13 protein-coding genes are annotated in these 15,019 nt (G+C 58.7%); 12 read left to right on the top strand and 1 reads right to left on the bottom strand.

Features of this window, described 5'->3' with window-relative positions; all coding sequences use genetic code 11:
- The first annotated feature begins 59 nt into the window (after positions 1 to 59).
- The 12 genes from serC (at position 60) to AC3EMD_RS17810 (ending at position 14,145) form a co-directional block, all read left to right on the top strand.
- On the top strand, positions 60 to 1,148 hold the full coding sequence (serC, locus tag AC3EMD_RS17865) for a 3-phosphoserine/phosphohydroxythreonine transaminase (RefSeq protein ID WP_008805856.1): 1,089 nt from the start codon (positions 60 to 62) through the stop codon (positions 1,146 to 1,148).
- Between the two features lie 73 nt (positions 1,149 to 1,221).
- On the top strand, positions 1,222 to 2,505 hold the full coding sequence (aroA, locus tag AC3EMD_RS17860; protein ID WP_008805857.1) for a 3-phosphoshikimate 1-carboxyvinyltransferase: 1,284 nt from the start codon (positions 1,222 to 1,224) through the stop codon (positions 2,503 to 2,505).
- A 174-nt stretch (positions 2,506 to 2,679) separates the two neighbouring features.
- Positions 2,680 to 3,363: a (d)CMP kinase gene (gene cmk, locus AC3EMD_RS17855; protein WP_012542319.1), complete on the top strand. Its 684-nt coding sequence runs from the start codon at positions 2,680 to 2,682 to the stop codon at positions 3,361 to 3,363.
- A 133-nt stretch (positions 3,364 to 3,496) separates the two neighbouring features.
- Positions 3,497 to 5,170, top strand: coding sequence for a 30S ribosomal protein S1 (rpsA, locus tag AC3EMD_RS17850; RefSeq protein ID WP_002898162.1), 1,674 nt, complete (start codon positions 3,497 to 3,499; stop codon positions 5,168 to 5,170).
- 151 nt (positions 5,171 to 5,321) lie between these two features.
- Positions 5,322 to 5,609 (top strand): integration host factor subunit beta, encoded by a 288-nt coding sequence (ihfB, locus tag AC3EMD_RS17845; RefSeq protein WP_004100704.1) that lies wholly within the window; start codon positions 5,322 to 5,324, stop codon positions 5,607 to 5,609.
- 205 nt (positions 5,610 to 5,814) lie between these two features.
- A complete protein-coding gene (locus AC3EMD_RS17840) occupies positions 5,815 to 8,079 on the top strand; it encodes a ComEC family protein (protein WP_039103036.1) in 2,265 nt (754 codons plus the stop codon).
- 36 nt (positions 8,080 to 8,115) lie between these two features.
- Positions 8,116 to 9,864 carry a lipid A ABC transporter ATP-binding protein/permease MsbA gene (gene msbA, locus AC3EMD_RS17835; RefSeq protein ID WP_004201387.1) on the top strand — a complete coding sequence of 583 codons (1,749 nt, stop codon included), beginning with the start codon at positions 8,116 to 8,118 and terminating at the stop codon, positions 9,862 to 9,864.
- Positions 9,861 to 10,841 (top strand): tetraacyldisaccharide 4'-kinase, encoded by a 981-nt coding sequence (lpxK, locus tag AC3EMD_RS17830; protein WP_016160566.1) that lies wholly within the window; start codon positions 9,861 to 9,863, stop codon positions 10,839 to 10,841. The genes msbA and lpxK overlap by 4 nt, the downstream gene beginning before the upstream one ends.
- Before the next feature lie 54 nt (positions 10,842 to 10,895).
- Positions 10,896 to 12,125, top strand: coding sequence for a winged helix-turn-helix domain-containing protein (locus AC3EMD_RS17825; RefSeq protein ID WP_012542317.1), 1,230 nt, complete (start codon positions 10,896 to 10,898; stop codon positions 12,123 to 12,125).
- A gap of 63 nt (positions 12,126 to 12,188) precedes the next feature.
- Complete coding sequence (gene ycaR, locus AC3EMD_RS17820) at positions 12,189 to 12,371, top strand: protein YcaR (protein ID WP_012542316.1); 183 nt, start codon at positions 12,189 to 12,191, stop codon at positions 12,369 to 12,371.
- On the top strand, positions 12,368 to 13,114 hold the full coding sequence (kdsB, locus tag AC3EMD_RS17815; protein WP_012542315.1) for a 3-deoxy-manno-octulosonate cytidylyltransferase: 747 nt from the start codon (positions 12,368 to 12,370) through the stop codon (positions 13,112 to 13,114). The genes ycaR and kdsB overlap by 4 nt, the downstream gene beginning before the upstream one ends.
- 137 nt (positions 13,115 to 13,251) lie before the next feature.
- Positions 13,252 to 14,145: a YcbJ family phosphotransferase gene (locus tag AC3EMD_RS17810; RefSeq protein WP_008805863.1), complete on the top strand. Its 894-nt coding sequence runs from the start codon at positions 13,252 to 13,254 to the stop codon at positions 14,143 to 14,145.
- Here AC3EMD_RS17810 and elyC read toward each other — a convergent pair.
- Positions 14,122 to 14,901 (bottom strand): envelope biogenesis factor ElyC, encoded by a 780-nt coding sequence (gene elyC / locus AC3EMD_RS17805; RefSeq protein ID WP_008805864.1) that lies wholly within the window; start codon positions 14,899 to 14,901, stop codon positions 14,122 to 14,124. The two genes, AC3EMD_RS17810 and elyC, sit on opposite strands and share 24 nt — an antisense overlap.
- Positions 14,902 to 15,019 lie beyond the last annotated feature (118 nt).

Raw genomic sequence — 15,019 nt, 5'->3', positions numbered from 1 at the left:
AATAACTTATGCCCGCGGCGGTTCGCGGGCAAAACAACATAGCAACGTGGTGAGGGGAAATGGCTCAGGTCTATAACTTCAGTTCGGGCCCGGCAATGCTGCCGGCGGAAGTACTCAAACTGGCTCAGCAAGAACTGTGCGACTGGCACGGTCTGGGTACGTCGGTCATGGAGATCAGTCACCGTGGTAAGGAGTTTATCCAGGTGGCAGAAGAGGCAGAACAGGACTTCCGCTCTCTGCTGAATATCCCTTCCAACTATAAAGTTTTGTTCTGCCACGGCGGCGGCCGCGGCCAGTTCGCGGGGATCCCGCTGAACATCCTCGGCGATAAAAACGTCGCTGACTATGTGGACGCCGGCTACTGGGCCGCCAGCGCGGTCAAAGAGGCGAAGAAATACTGCACGCCGAACGTTATCGACGCGAAAATCACTGTCGATGGCAAGCGAGCTGTTACGCCGATGAGCGAGTGGCAGCTGACGCCGGGCGCGGCCTATCTGCATTACTGCCCGAACGAAACCATTGACGGTATCGCGATTGATGATACGCCGAATTTCGGCGACGACGTCATCGTCGCTGCTGATTTCTCCTCCACCATTCTGTCCCGCGAAATTGACGTCAACCGCTTCGGTGTAATCTACGCCGGCGCGCAGAAAAATATTGGCCCGGCAGGGCTGACGCTGGTCATCGTGCGTGAAGATCTGCTGGGCAAAGCCAGCGTGGCCTGTCCGTCGATCCTCGACTATACCGTGTTAAGCGAGAACGACTCGATGTTTAACACGCCGCCGACGTTCGCCTGGTATCTGGCTGGTCTGGTGTTTAAGTGGCTGAAACAGCAGGGCGGCGTCGCTGCGATGGATAAAATCAACCAGCAGAAAGCCGAACTGCTTTATGGCGTTATCGATAACAGCGGGTTCTACCGTAACGATGTGGCGCAAGCCAACCGCTCACGCATGAACGTGCCGTTCCAGCTGGCGGACAGCGCACTGGACAAACTGTTCCTCGAAGAGTCGTTTGCCGCCGGGCTGCACGCGCTGAAGGGCCACCGCGTGGTGGGCGGCATGCGCGCCTCCATCTACAATGCGATGCCGCTGGACGGCGTGAAGGCGTTAACCGACTTTATGCTGGACTTCGAACGCCGCCACGGTTAATCGCCTGTTTCTTTCTTCCTCCCCGCGGCCTGTCTGCGGGGTTTTTATTCTGTTTGTTTGAGAGTGAAGTTTGATGGAATCCCTGACGTTACAACCCATCGCACGCGTAGAGGGCACCGTGAACCTGCCAGGTTCGAAAAGCGTCTCCAACCGCGCGCTGCTGCTGGCCGCTCTGGCCCGCGGCACGACGGTGCTGACCAACCTGCTGGACAGCGACGATGTGCGCCATATGCTGAATGCCCTGAGTGCGCTGGGGGTTCAATATACCCTGTCTGCCGACCGCACCCGCTGCGAAGTGACCGGCAACGGCGGCCCGCTGCGCGCTGCTGCGGCGCTGGAGCTATTCCTCGGCAACGCCGGAACCGCGATGCGTCCGCTGGCGGCGGCCCTGTGCCTTGGCAGCAACGATATTGTGCTGACCGGCGAACCGCGGATGAAAGAGCGCCCGATCGGCCATCTGGTGGATGCCCTGCGTCAGGGCGGCGCTCAGATCGACTATCTTGAGCAGGAAAATTATCCACCGCTGCGCCTGCGCGGCGGTTTTCAGGGCGGGAACGTCGAGGTTGACGGCAGCGTCTCCAGTCAGTTCCTGACCGCGCTGCTGATGACCGCGCCGCTGGCGCCGCAGGATACCGTGATCGCCATTAAGGGCGATCTGGTGTCGAAACCCTATATCGACATTACGCTGCACCTGATGAAAACCTTCGGCGTTGAGGTGGACAATCAGTCTTATCAGCGTTTTGTGGTGCGCGGCAAGCAGCAGTATCAGTCGCCAGGGGATTACCTGGTGGAAGGCGATGCTTCCTCGGCCTCGTATTTCCTCGCCGCTGGCGCCATTAAGGGCGGCACGGTAAAAGTCACCGGTATCGGCCGCGGCAGTGTGCAGGGCGATATCCGTTTCGCCGACGTCCTGGAGAAAATGGGCGCTACCGTGACCTGGGGCGACGATTTTATCGCCTGCACCCGCGGCGAGCTCAAGGCTATCGATATGGATATGAACCATATCCCGGACGCGGCGATGACCATCGCCACCGCCGCGCTGTTCGCGCAAGGGACCACTACGCTGCGCAATATCTACAACTGGCGGGTCAAAGAGACGGACCGTCTGTTCGCCATGGCGACCGAGTTGCGTAAAGTAGGCGCCGAGGTGGAAGAGGGTGAAGATTATATTCGCATCACCCCGCCGGCAAAGTTGAAATATGCTGAAATTGGCACCTATAACGACCACCGGATGGCGATGTGCTTCTCGCTGGTGGCGCTGTCTGATACGCCGGTGACCATCCTTGATCCCAAATGTACGGCCAAAACGTTCCCGGACTATTTTGAGCAACTGGCGCGGATCAGTACCCTCGCCTGAGTAAAACTTTGTCATCCCGCGGGCTGATGTCCTGTCAGCCCGCTATAATTGCGCAAAACTTCTGCTTTTCATTTCCTGTAGTCCGTAATTTACAAGCAATGCTCACTTTCCGGCGTATTGATGCGTATAATGCGCGGCGTTTATATTCCATGCGCCTTGCTGAAGGAGAAAAAGATGACGGCGAATATTCCGGTAATCACCATTGATGGGCCTGGCGGTGCGGGTAAAGGTACGTTGTGCAAGGCAATGGCGGAAGCGCTGGGCTGGCATCTGTTAGATTCAGGCGCGATCTACCGCGTTCTGGCGCTGGCGGCGCTGCATCATCATGTTGACGTAGAGTCCGAAGAGGCGCTGGTGCCCCTGGCGGCCCATCTTGACGTGCGCTTTATTTCTACTGACGGCACCCTGGAAGTGGTGCTGGAAGGGGAAGATGTCAGCGGCGAAATTCGCACTCAGGAGGTCGCCAATGCCGCCTCGAAAGTGGCCGCTTTCCCCCGCGTTCGCGAAGCGCTGCTGCGCCGCCAGCGTGCTTTCCGTGAACTGCCGGGGCTCATCGCCGACGGGCGCGATATGGGCACGGTGGTTTTCCCGGACGCGCCGGTGAAAATTTTCCTTGATGCCTCGGCCGATGAGCGGGCGCATCGCCGCATGCGGCAGTTGCAGGAAAAGGGCTTTGATGTTAACTTTGAACGTCTTTTGTCCGAGATAAAAGAGCGTGACGATCGCGACCGAAATCGCGCCGTGGCGCCGCTTGTCCCGGCTGCCGATGCATTAGTTCTCGATTCAACAGAACTAAACATTGAGCAAGTGATTGAAAAAGCGCTACAATATGCGCGCGAAAAATTGGCCGTTGCGTGAGCCTTAACCGGTAGCGCGCCGAAGCCTCCGAATTATAGCAGTACCCCGCGGCAATGGATGGTCAGCGGGTATGTGAAACAACCCCATCCGGCACGGAGCCAGGTGGACGTTAATATTAACCTGAAGATTAAACATGACTGAATCTTTTGCTCAACTGTTTGAAGAATCCTTAAAAGAAATCGAAACCCGCCCGGGTTCCATCGTTCGTGGTGTTGTTGTTGCTATCGACAAAGACGTAGTACTGGTTGACGCCGGTCTGAAATCTGAGTCCGCCATCCCGGCTGAGCAGTTCAAAAACGCCCAGGGCGAGCTGGAAATCCAGGTTGGTGACGAAGTTGACGTTGCTCTGGATGCAGTAGAAGACGGCTTCGGTGAAACTCTGCTGTCCCGTGAGAAAGCTAAACGTCACGAAGCTTGGATCACGCTGGAAAAAGCTTACGAAGACGCTGAAACTGTTACCGGTGTTATCAACGGCAAAGTTAAAGGTGGCTTCACTGTTGAGCTGAACGGTATTCGTGCGTTCCTGCCGGGTTCCCTGGTAGACGTTCGTCCGGTGCGCGACACGCTGCACCTGGAAGGCAAAGAGCTTGAGTTCAAAGTCATCAAGCTGGACCAGAAGCGTAACAACGTTGTTGTTTCTCGTCGTGCCGTTATCGAATCCGAAAACAGCGCAGAGCGCGATCAGCTGCTGGAAAACCTGCAGGAAGGCATGGAAGTCAAAGGTATCGTTAAGAACCTCACTGACTACGGTGCATTCGTTGATCTGGGCGGCGTTGACGGCCTGCTGCACATCACCGATATGGCCTGGAAACGCGTTAAGCATCCGAGCGAAATCGTAAACGTTGGCGACGAAATCACTGTTAAAGTGCTGAAGTTCGACCGCGAGCGTACCCGTGTATCCCTGGGCCTGAAACAGCTGGGCGAAGATCCATGGGTAGCTATCGCTAAACGTTATCCGGAAGGTACCAAACTGACCGGTCGCGTGACCAACCTGACCGACTACGGCTGCTTCGTTGAAATCGAAGAAGGCGTTGAAGGCCTGGTTCACGTTTCCGAAATGGATTGGACCAACAAAAACATCCACCCGTCCAAAGTTGTTAACGTTGGCGACGTTGTGGAAGTGATGGTTCTGGATATCGACGAAGAGCGTCGTCGTATCTCCCTGGGTCTGAAGCAGTGCAAATCTAACCCATGGCAGCAGTTCGCGGAAACCCACAACAAGGGCGACCGTGTTGAAGGTAAAATCAAGTCTATCACTGACTTCGGTATCTTCATCGGCCTGGACGGCGGCATCGACGGCCTGGTTCACCTGTCTGACATCTCCTGGAACGTTGCAGGCGAAGAAGCAGTTCGTGAATACAAAAAAGGCGACGAAATCGCAGCAGTTGTTCTGCAGGTTGACGCAGAGCGTGAGCGTATCTCCCTGGGCGTTAAACAGCTCGCGGAAGATCCGTTCAACAACTACGTTGCTCTGAACAAGAAAGGCGCTATCGTTGTTGGTAAAGTCACTGCAGTTGACGCTAAAGGCGCAACCGTAGAACTGGCTGACGGCGTAGAAGGTTACCTGCGTGCTTCTGAAGCATCCCGTGACCGCGTTGAAGACGCAACTCTGGTTCTGAGCGTTGGCGACGAAGTTGAAGCGAAATTCACCGGCGTGGATCGTAAGAACCGCGTAGTGAGCCTGTCTGTACGTGCGAAAGACGAAGCGGAAGAAAAAGACGCTATCGCTACCGTGAACAAGCAGGAAGACGCGAACTTCTCCAACAACGCTATGGCTGAAGCGTTCAAAGCAGCGAAAGGCGAGTAATCTTTGTCATTCAGGTAATAACAACCTGAATAGTGACGAGTTTACTTGACAGATTGCAGGATTCGTCCTGTAATCAAGCACAAAGGGCGGCTACGGCCGCCCTTGTTTAAGCTGTTAGCTAATTTTTGCCTTGAAGGAAACCGGAGGAATAATGACCAAGTCAGAATTGATTGAAAGACTTGCCAGCCAGCAATCTCACATTCCGGCGAAAGCGGTGGAAGATGCTGTTAAAGAAATGCTGGAACATATGGCCTCAACGCTTGCTCAAGGTGAGCGCATTGAAATCCGCGGTTTCGGCAGCTTCTCTCTGCACTATCGAGCACCTCGCACCGGACGTAACCCGAAAACTGGTGATAAAGTCGAACTGGAAGGTAAGTACGTTCCGCACTTTAAGCCCGGGAAAGAATTACGTGACCGCGCCAATATTTATGAAGAGTAAGTTGCACGACGTGCAACCTGCCTGATGATAAAAAAAGCACCTGCGGGTGCTTTTTTTGTGTCCGCGATTTACCTCCAGCTTCGCAAAAAAACTGTGCCTGACTGCAACAGATACGATTGTCTGGAAGGCGCTACGCACGCCTGAATTCGGCGGCGGGACGCCACCGTCGCTTTGCGTAACACTGCCTGCTCACAGGGAGGTGTTTATGCGTCTACCATGGCTTGCCGGATGCGCCATCATCGCGATGCTGCCGCTTCTCTGGCTACCCGTCTTGCCGGGCATGAGCAGTCTGGCGGGCGCGAGCGCATTGGCGCTGGCGCTGATTCGTCTGCGTGGAAGGGCCGTCGCCGGAGTGGCGATGACGCTTCTGCTGGTGGTCTGGGGAGTATTGAGCGCGCATCAGGCGCTGTGGCCGACCCGGCACCTTACCGGCGCCATCCGGCAGGCGGAAGTGATCCTCAGCGAGACGGATGGCCAGGCCCTGCACCGTGGTCAGATTGTGCGCCTGGCGGGCCACTACCTGTTTCCCCCGGTGGGCGTGACGCTGTACGGGGAACTTACACCTGCGCCCGCCTGTGCGGGTCAGCACTGGTTGATGACGCTGCGCCTGCGCCCGGTGCACGGGCAGCTCAACGACGGGGGCTTCGACAGCCAGCGTTATGCGCTGGCGCAGCACCGGCCGCTGAGCGGGGGAATTGTCGCAGCTTCCGCGCTGGATCCCCGCTGCAGCCTGCGCGCCCGCTATCTGGCGTCGCTGACCCGACGGCTGCAGACTTATCCCTGGCATCCGGTGATGCTGGGACTGGGGATGGGGGAGCGGCTGGCCCTGCCGACGGCGATTAAAGTACTGATGCAGAACACGGGCACCTCCCATCTGATGGCCATCTCTGGTCTCCATATCGCCCTCGCGGCTTCCCTTATCGTGCTCCTGCTGCGCGGCGTGCAGTATATTCTCCCGGGCCGCTGGATCGGCTGGCGGTTGCCGCTGCTGGCCGGGCTGGCCGGCGCCGTCTGCTATGCCTGGCTGACCGGCATGCAGCCGCCGGCGCTGCGCACCTGCGTAGGGTTGGGCGTGTGCTGCGCCTTACGCTTGTCGGGCCAGCGCTGGACGGCGTGGCAGGTGTGGCTCTGCTGTCTGGGGGCGATACTCGTTACCGACCCGCTGGCGGTGCTGTCGCAAAGCCTGTGGCTATCCGCTTTCGCCGTGGCGGGGCTGATCTTCTGGTTTCAGTGGGTACCGCTGCCTGCCGGTCGCTGGCGCTGGCCATGGAAGGCACTGTTCGCCCTCGTTCATTTGCAGGCTGGCGTGACGCTGTTGCTGATGCCGCTCCAGCTCCTGCTCTTCCATGGCGTCAGCCTGACGTCCATGGCCGCCAATTTGCTGGCGGTACCCTTAGTGACCCTGCTGGCGGTGCCGCTTATTCTCGGCGCGATGCTGCTGCATCTCACGGGACCGGGGATGGTGGAGTCGCTGCTCTGGCTGGCGGCCGATCGCGTGCTGGCGCTGCTGTTCTGGGCATTACGGCGTTTACCGGACGGCTGGCTGCCGCTGGACGCCCGCTGGCTCTGGATCAGTAGCCTGCCGTGGCTGCTGGTGATGGGCTGGCGCTTTCAGAGCTGGCGGCATTTCCCGGCCCTGTGTCTGAGCGTGCTGTTCCTGCTGATGCGGCCCTTCTGGAGGCCGTTTCCCGCGGACGAATGGCGGGTGACGATGCTGGATGTCGGGCAGGGGCTGGCGATGGTTATCGAACGTCACGGCAAGGCGCTCCTCTATGATACCGGGCCAGCATGGCCGCAGGGCGACAGCGGTCAGCAGGTGATTATCCCGTGGCTGCGCTGGCATCATCTGCAGCTGCAGGGCATTGTGCTAAGCCACGAGCATCTGGATCATCGCGGCGGCCTTAATTCAGTGCTACAGGCATGGCCGCAGGCGTGGGTGCGCAGCCCTTTAGGCTGGGCGCGTCATCTGCCGTGTCATCGCGGCGAGCGCTGGCAATGGCAGGGACTCAACTTCCAGGCCCTGTGGCCGCTGCCGGGCAGCACGGCAAAGGGTAATAATCACTCCTGCGTGGTGCGCATCGATGATGGTCGCTCCAGCATCCTGCTCACCGGCGATATAGAACGTCAGGCAGAGCAGGCGATGATCAGCCGTTACTGGCAGCATCTGACGTCTACACTTATCCAGGTTCCCCACCACGGTAGCAACACCTCCTCCAGCGAATTGCTGGTCCACCGGGTAGAGGGTGAGGCCGCGCTGGCATCCGCTTCGCGCTACAATGCGTGGCGGATGCCCTCGTACAAGGTGGTTCAGCGCTATCGCCAGCGGGGGTATCGCTGGTTCGCCACGCCGCAGCAGGGACAGATAACGGTGGTTTTTTCCGCAGAAGGGTGGCAAATCCATAGCTTACGGGATCAAGTTTTACCACGTTGGTATCATCAGTGGTTTGGCGCGCCCGCCGATAACGGGTAGAATATGCGGCTATTTCAACACAAGCTGGTTTATTGAATGCAGAACGATAAAGATCTCTCCACGTGGCAGACCTTCCGCCGACTTTGGCCGATTATTGCACCGTTTAAAGCCGGGCTAATCGTCGCGGCGGTGGCGTTAGTGCTTAACGCGGGCAGTGACACCTTCATGTTATCGCTTCTTAAACCGTTATTGGATGATGGTTTTGGTAAAACGGATCGCTCAGTGCTGCTATGGATGCCGCTGGTGGTTATCGGGCTGATGGTGCTGCGTGGGATCACCAGCTACATCTCGAGCTATTGTATCTCCTGGGTTTCCGGCAAAGTCGTGATGACCATGCGTCGTCGCCTGTTCGGCCACATGATGGGCATGCCGGTGGCCTTCTTTGACAAGCAGTCTACCGGGACGCTGCTGTCACGCATTACCTATGATTCTGAGCAGGTCGCCTCATCTTCCTCCAGCGCGCTGATCACCGTGGTCCGCGAAGGTGCATCGATTATCGGCCTGTTCGTGATGATGTTCTATTACAGCTGGCAGCTGTCGCTGATCCTGATCGTACTGGCGCCGATCGTGTCGGTAGCAATCCGCGTGGTCTCCAAGCGTTTTCGTAATATCAGTAAGAATATGCAGAACACGATGGGGCAGGTCACCACCAGCGCTGAGCAGATGCTGAAAGGGCATAAAGAGGTGCTGATGTTTGGTGGCCAGGAGGTGGAAACCAAACGTTTTGATAAGGTCAGCAATAAAATGCGTCTGCAGGGGATGAAGATGGTTTCTGCCTCGTCTATCTCCGACCCGATCATTCAGCTTATCGCGTCGCTGGCGCTGGCCTTTGTCCTGTATGCCGCCAGCTTCCCGAGCGTAATGGACACCCTGACCGCCGGGACCATTACCGTGGTCTTCTCCTCAATGATTGCGCTGATGCGCCCGCTGAAGTCGCTGACCAACGTCAATGCCCAGTTCCAGCGTGGGATGGCGGCGTGCCAGACGCTGTTTGCGATCCTCGATTCCGAGCAGGAAAAAGACGAAGGTACGCGGGTCATTGAGCGGGCCAAAGGCAATCTCAAGTTTGAGAACGTCACGTTCACCTATCCGGGCCGCGAAGTGGCCGCGCTGCGCAATATCAATCTCGATATCCCGGAAGGGAAAACCGTCGCGCTGGTGGGGCGCTCAGGGTCGGGTAAATCGACCATTGCCAGCCTGATCACCCGCTTCTACGATGTTGACGACGGCCAGATCCTGCTGGATGGTCACGACCTGCGCGAGTACAAGCTGAGCTCGCTGCGCGACCAGGTGGCACTCGTTTCACAGAACGTGCATCTGTTCAACGATACTGTCGCCAACAACATCGCCTATGCCCGTACCGAAGAGTACAGCCGCGAGCAGATTGAAGAGGCCGCGCGAATGGCCTACGCCATGGATTTCATCAACAAGATGGACAATGGTCTGGATACGATCATTGGTGAAAATGGCGTAATGCTGTCCGGTGGCCAGCGCCAGCGTATTGCTATCGCCCGTGCGCTGCTGCGTAACAGCCCGATCCTGATCCTTGATGAAGCCACCTCGGCGCTGGATACTGAGTCCGAGCGAGCCATTCAGGCGGCGCTGGATGAGCTGCAGAAAAACCGCACCTCGCTGGTTATCGCCCACCGTCTGTCGACCATTGAGCAGGCTGATGAAATCGTGGTGGTTGAAGATGGGCGGATCGTGGAACGCGGAACGCACCACGATCTGCTGGAGCATAAGGGCGTGTACGCCCAGCTGCATAAGATGCAATTCGGCGAATGATCGCGCGCATCTGGTCCGGGGAATCGCCGCTGTGGCGCCTGCTGCTGCCGCTCTCCTGGCTGTATGGCCTGGTGAGCGCGGTGATTCGCCTCAGCTATCAGCTGGGGTGGCAAAAAGCCTGGCGCGCGCCGGTGCCGGTGGTGGTGGTCGGTAACCTGACCGCCGGCGGCAATGGTAAAACGCCGGTGGTGATCTGGCTGGTGGAGCAGCTGCAGCAGCGCGGTATTCGCGTGGGGGTGGTCTCTCGCGGCTACGGCGGTAAAGCCGACCGCTACCCACTGGTATTAACTGACCGGACCAGTACGGCGCAGGCGGGTGATGAGCCGGTGTTAATTCATCAGCGTACCGGCGCGCCGGTGGCGGTTTCTCCGCTGCGCAGCGACGCGGTGAAAGCGCTGCTCAGCGCGCACGATCTGCAGATTATCGTGACCGACGACGGGTTGCAGCACTATAAGCTGGCGCGGGACAGAGAAATTGTCGTTATCGACGGCGTGCGCCGCTTTGGCAACGGCTGGTGGCTGCCTGCCGGGCCGATGCGCGAGCGGGCGTCGCGCTTGCAAAGCGTTGATGCGGTTATCGTCAACGGCGGCGTGGCGCGTCCGGGGGAGATCCCGATGCAACTGCGTCCAGGGATGGCGGTTAACCTGCTTACCGGCGAACGTCGCGATGTCTCGACTTTCACGAACGTAGTGGCGATGGCCGGCATCGGCCATCCGCCGCGCTTTTTCGCCACCCTTGAAAGCTGTGGCGTCCAGCCGGTCAAAACCGTGGCGCTGGCAGACCATCAGGCGCTGAGCCAGGCCGATGTCGCCGCCCTGGTAACCACCGGGCAGACGCTGCTAATGACCGAGAAAGACGCGGTGAAATGTCGCGATTTCGCCGCCGCAAACTGGTGGTATTTACCGGTCGACGCCATAATGGCCGATGAACGCGCACAGCGGTTGCTTGCGGACTTAGCGACGTTGGCGCAACGTTAACTGACGCGCCGGCTTTGCTCGCCGCTGTGCTGGAATTCCTGACGGAGAACCTGCATGTCGGTATTGCAATTATCGCTTAACGAGGCGCGCCACCTCCATCTCGCGGCGCAGGGGTTGTTAAAGAAGCCCCGACGTCGCGCTCGCCCGAAAGACATTCTTTCCACCATCCAGCAGATGTCGCTGCTGCAAATCGATACCATCAACGTGGTGGCCCGCAGCCCCTATCTGGTGCTGTTCAGCCGCCTCGGCAGCTATCCGCAGCACTGGCTGGATGAGTCGTTGCGCAGCGGCGAGCTAATGGAATACTGGGCGCATGAAGCCTGCTTTCTACCGCGCAGCGATTTCGCCCTGGTGCGCCATCGCATGTTGAATCCCGACAATATGGGCTGGAAATACCATCGCGCGTGGATGGAGGAGCATGCCGGGAGTATTGCAGAGCTGCTGGCGCATATCGGGCAAAACGGCCCGGTTCGCTCGGCGGATTTTATCCACCCGCGCAAAGGCGCCAGCGGCTGGTGGGAGTGGAAACCGCATAAGCGCCATCTGGAAGGGCTGTTTACCGCCGGCGAAGTGATGGTGGTGGAACGACGCAATTTTCACCGCGTGTATGATTTAACCCAGCGGGTGATGCCGGACTGGGATGACGAACGCGACGCGCTGTCCCGCGAAGACGCAGAGGCCATCATGCTGCGCAACAGCGCCCGCAGCCTCGGTATCTTTCGTCCCCAGTGGCTGGCCGATTACTATCGCTTGCGCCAGCCGTCGCTACCGGGTCTGCTGGCTGCCTGGCAGGAAGAGGGCCTGGTGGTGCCGGTTAACGTGGAAGCACTCGGCGAGATGTGGTTGCATCGCGACGCGCTGGCGCAGCTTGAGTCAGCGCCTGGCGGTAAGCTGATCGCCAGCCATAGCGCCGTGCTCTCTCCTTTTGACCCGGTGGTCTGGGATCGGAAACGCGCGGAGCAACTCTTCAACTTCAGCTATCGCCTGGAGTGCTATACCCCAGCGCCGAAGCGGCAGTATGGCTACTTCGTACTGCCCCTGCTGCACCAGGGAAAACTGGTTGGGCGGATGGACAGTAAAATACATCGCAAAAGCCAGGAGCTGGAGATCTTCTCCCTGTGGCTGGAGGAGGGGGTGAAGATCACCCGTGGCCTTGAGCAGGGGCTGCGCCGGGCGATTAACGACTTCGCGCGATGGCAATCGGCGGAGCGGATCCTGTGCCGACGCTTGCCGGAAGGGCTGTTTGTCGGCCAGGAGCAGGGGTGGGAAATCAACGCCGATTGATCCCGGCGCCGACCTTCCTGTGATATGCTGCTGTGAAATCTATCCGGTCCATCAGGAGGAAACATGGATCACCGTTTACTTGAAATCATCGCCTGCCCGGTCTGTAACGGTAAGCTGTATTACAGTCAGGATAAGCAAGAACTTATTTGCAAACTTGATAGTCTGGCGTTTCCGCTGCGCGATGGTATTCCTGTGCTGCTGGAGACAGAGGCCCGAGCGCTAACGGTTGAAGAGAGTCACTCATGAGTTTCGTGGTTATTATTCCTGCGCGTTTCGCCTCTACGCGCCTGCCGGGAAAACCACTGCAGGACATTAACGGCAAACCGATGATTGTCCACGTGCTGGAGCGCGCGCGCGAATCCGGCGCGGATCGCATTATTGTCGCCACCGATCATCCGGACGTAGCCAGCGCCGTTGAAGCGGCGGGTGGTGAAGTGTGCATGACCCGCGCCGATCACCAGTCCGGCACCGAACGGCTGGCGGAAGTGGTGGAGAAGTGCGCGTTCAGCGATGACACTATTATCGTCAATATTCAGGGCGATGAGCCGATGATCCCCCCGGCGATCGTCCGCCAGGTGGCGGAGAATCTGGCGTCCAGCAGCAGTGGAATGGCGACGCTGGCGGTACCGATCCACGATGCGGAAGAGGCGTTTAATCCAAATGCGGTGAAAGTGGTGATGGATGCGCAAGGTTATGCGCTTTATTTCTCCCGTGCCACCATACCCTGGGATCGCGATCGCTTTGCTCACTCCCGCGAGACCATCGGTGATTCCCTGCTGCGTCACATCGGCATTTATGGCTACCGCGCTGGCTTTATTCGCCGCTATGTTAGCTGGGCGCCGAGCCCGCTGGAGCAGATTGAAATGCTCGAGCAGCTGCGGGTGCTGTGGTATGGCGAGAAAATCCATGTTGCCGTGGCGGCAGAAGTGCCCGGCACCGGTGTGGATACCCCGGAAGATCTGGAGCGCGTCCGCGCTGAACTGCGTTAATCCCCTGTCCCCTCCTTGCAGGGGGGGATATCCCCGCCGGTTTTTCGCTTTTTTTGTCCCTTTTTGATCTTATTCGATGACAACCCAGGTGCGGGCGCTCATTATGAAACCAGTAGTGTTCATAGGGGTAATCGACAATGGAACAGTTGCGAACCGAACTCAGTCACCTGCTTGGCGAAAAGCTGAGCCGGGTGGAGTGTGTCAGTGAAAAACCCGCTACGGCGCTGTGGTCCCTGTACGACGCGCAGGGAAACCCGATGCCGCTGCTGGCGCGCAGTTTCACCACGCCCGGTGTGGCGCGGCAACTGGCATGGAAGATCTCCACCCTCGCGCGCAGTGGTACAGTGCGCATGCCGGTGGTTTACGGCGTGATGACGCATGAAGAGCATCCCGGGCCGGATGTGCTGCTGCTTGAGCGCTTGCGCGGCGTTCCGGTGGAGGCCCCCACGCGCACACCAGCGCGCTGGGAGCAACTGCAGGAGCAAATCGTCGAGGCGCTGCTCGCCTGGCATCGTCAGGACAGCGGCGGCTGCGTAGGAATGGTCGACAATACCCAGGACAATCTGTGGTCGAACTGGTACCGCCAGCGGGTAGAGATGCTGTGGAGCACCCTGAACCTGTATCAGGATACCGGCCTGACGATGCAGGATAAGCGTATTTTGTTCCGCTCCCGCGAGTGCCTTCCGGAGCTGTTTCGCGATTTCAATGACAATGCCGTGCTGGTACACGGTAATTTCACCTTGCGCAGTATGCTGAAAGACCCACGCAGCGATCAGCTGCTGGCGATGGTGGGCCCGGGGATGATGCTGTGGGCGCCACGCGAGTATGAACTGTTCCGCCTTGCAGAAGGCGGCCAGGCGGAACAGTTGCTGTGGCGCTACCTGCAGCAGGCGCCAGTTTCCGAGGCCTTTGTCTGGCGGCGCTGGCTCTATCTGCTGTGGGATGAGGTGGATAATCTGGTCAATACCGGGCGCTTTGACCGCGCCCGTTTCGACCTCGCGACAAAATCACTCCTGCCCTGGCTCGCCTGAGCCACCTTTCAGCCATTGCCAGACGCGACCGAGGGTTTCATAGCCGACCCGGTCGCTGTGCATCAGCCATACCGGGGAGGGGATGGCTCGCTCCCACGGATTAAGCGGCGAGGTCACCGCTAACTGATTTGCCGGCGCGGGCAGGGGATCCAGACCGGCATGACGAAAGAAAATCATCGCCCGTGGCAGGTGTGACGCCGAAGTGACCAGCAGGAAGGGCGCATCGCCGATGGCGCGCTTCACCGCCTGCGCTTCCTCTTCTGTATCTTTCGGCCGATCGAGCACGATGATATCGCTGCGTGGTACGCCGAGGCTCTCCGCGACTCTCGCCCCGGCCTCCGCCGTGCTGACGGGGTTGGTTTTTGCCGCCGCGCCGGTGAAGATCATTTTCGATCCGGGATTCGCCTGCCACAGGCGAATGCCCTCCGTCAGGCGCGGCAGGCTGTTATTGATAAGATTAGAGCTTGGCGCCCACTCCGGATTCCAGGTATAGCCGCCGCCCAACACCACCACGTAGCTCACCGGCTGCTCGCCGCGCCAGGTGGGGTAGCTATCTTCAATCGGTTTCAACAGGCTGTCGGCCACCGGTTGCAGGCTCAGCAGCGCCAGCAGCAGCCAGCCGAGGCTCACGCATAGCTTGCCGGTACGTTGAAAGCGGCTGAACCATAACAGCGCGATCCCGATCCCGATCAGCAACAGCAGGGCGGGAAGCGGCAACAGCAGACCGCCGACGATCTTTTTTAGCGTGAAAAGCATGCCAGATGGTTCCTTTTTTAACCATATAACCAAAGTTATGTTCGGATCTTATAACAGATCGCTTCATTCTCGGCGTGGGTATGACAAAATAGCGGTTTTGTGTTGGCTTGTGGAGTCG

This window comes from Klebsiella sp. PK18 (genome assembly GCF_057784655.1).
Note: the sequence above shows the minus strand (reverse complement) of the source record. Positions and strands in the feature narration are given on the sequence as shown.

Bases quoted from the DNA above. Each gene is read 5' to 3' on its own strand.
- rpsA (WP_002898162.1), top strand. From the start codon at position 3,497: ATGACTGAATCTTTTGCTCAACTGTTTGAAGAATCCTTAAAAGAAATC.
- AC3EMD_RS17840 (WP_039103036.1), top strand. From the start codon at position 5,815: ATGCGTCTACCATGGCTTGCCGGATGCGCCATCATCGCGATGCTGCCG.
- AC3EMD_RS17825 (WP_012542317.1), top strand. From the start codon at position 10,896: ATGTCGGTATTGCAATTATCGCTTAACGAGGCGCGCCACCTCCATCTC.
- serC (WP_008805856.1), top strand. From the start codon at position 60: ATGGCTCAGGTCTATAACTTCAGTTCGGGCCCGGCAATGCTGCCGGCG.
- elyC (WP_008805864.1), bottom strand. From the start codon at position 14,901: ATGCTTTTCACGCTAAAAAAGATCGTCGGCGGTCTGCTGTTGCCGCTT.
- lpxK (WP_016160566.1), top strand. From the start codon at position 9,861: ATGATCGCGCGCATCTGGTCCGGGGAATCGCCGCTGTGGCGCCTGCTG.
- msbA (WP_004201387.1), top strand. From the start codon at position 8,116: ATGCAGAACGATAAAGATCTCTCCACGTGGCAGACCTTCCGCCGACTT.
- kdsB (WP_012542315.1), top strand. From the start codon at position 12,368: ATGAGTTTCGTGGTTATTATTCCTGCGCGTTTCGCCTCTACGCGCCTG.
- ycaR (WP_012542316.1), top strand. From the start codon at position 12,189: ATGGATCACCGTTTACTTGAAATCATCGCCTGCCCGGTCTGTAACGGT.
- cmk (WP_012542319.1), top strand. From the start codon at position 2,680: ATGACGGCGAATATTCCGGTAATCACCATTGATGGGCCTGGCGGTGCG.
- ihfB (WP_004100704.1), top strand. From the start codon at position 5,322: ATGACCAAGTCAGAATTGATTGAAAGACTTGCCAGCCAGCAATCTCAC.
- aroA (WP_008805857.1), top strand. From the start codon at position 1,222: ATGGAATCCCTGACGTTACAACCCATCGCACGCGTAGAGGGCACCGTG.
- AC3EMD_RS17810 (WP_008805863.1), top strand. From the start codon at position 13,252: ATGGAACAGTTGCGAACCGAACTCAGTCACCTGCTTGGCGAAAAGCTG.